This window comes from Massilia sp. BKSP1R2A-1, assembly GCF_050586525.1.
Lineage (GTDB): Bacteria > Pseudomonadota > Gammaproteobacteria > Burkholderiales > Burkholderiaceae_D > Telluria.
The window spans coordinates 1-701 of record NZ_JBOBRE010000044.1 but is presented as its reverse complement, the minus strand read 5'-3'; the positions used below and the strand labels follow the sequence as shown (position 1 = coordinate 701).

1 protein-coding gene is annotated in these 701 nt (G+C 71.6%); it reads right to left on the bottom strand.

All coding sequences use genetic code 11. The annotated features are described in order from the left end of the window. A partial coding sequence (locus ACQ7JA_RS24995; RefSeq protein WP_430902406.1) for an IS1595 family transposase occupies positions 1 to 693 on the bottom strand: 693 nt, incomplete at its 3' end. Between the last annotated feature and the right edge of the window lie 8 nt (positions 694 to 701).

Here is a 701-nt window from a genome sequence, read left to right as displayed (position 1 = left end):
GATGTGGATCGCGCCGCGTGCGCGCCGGCCTGCCCGGACATTGACGGGCTCGTGCGTGATCCCGGCGTCGGCGGCAAACCGGGCATAGGCGGCAGCGCCGTCGCTGATCAGCAGCCCGTCGCTGGGGAGCACCGGCTGCAGGCAGCTGCGTAATTGCGCCGCGGTCACGGGACCGCGTCCCGTATGAAAGTCCAGCGTCGTGCCGCTGCGGTCGCGCGCCACCAGCAGGCAATCATGCTCGCGGTTGATGCCGCGCCGCCGGGCGACACCCCCGCGCTGTCGCGGCGGGCGCGTCAAGTTGCGCGATCCCTTCTGCGATTCCAGCCGGTAGGTTTCGTCGGCCTCGACGATCGCCGACAGGGTGGCCGGCCGGTGACGCGCGGCTGCCGGCGCGAACCGGTGGCGCCACCGGAAGCTGGTGGTGCGATGCACGCCGGTGGCGAGCGCCGCGTCACGTACAGTGCGGGATTCCAGCAAGCACTGGATAAAAGGCAGCCAGCACGCGCGCTTGCGCAGTCGGGCCAGCGGCGTACCGGTCAGTGCATTGAAGGAACGGCGGCAGCCCAGGCAGCGAAACCGCTGCAGGCCGCTGGCGAAGCCTGACCGGTGCAGGCGCGCGCAGGCGCAATGGGGACATGGCCGGCCTGCCGCGGCCGCTTCGATGAGCGCCAGGCACTCGGCTGGGTCGCGGATGCTGTCGA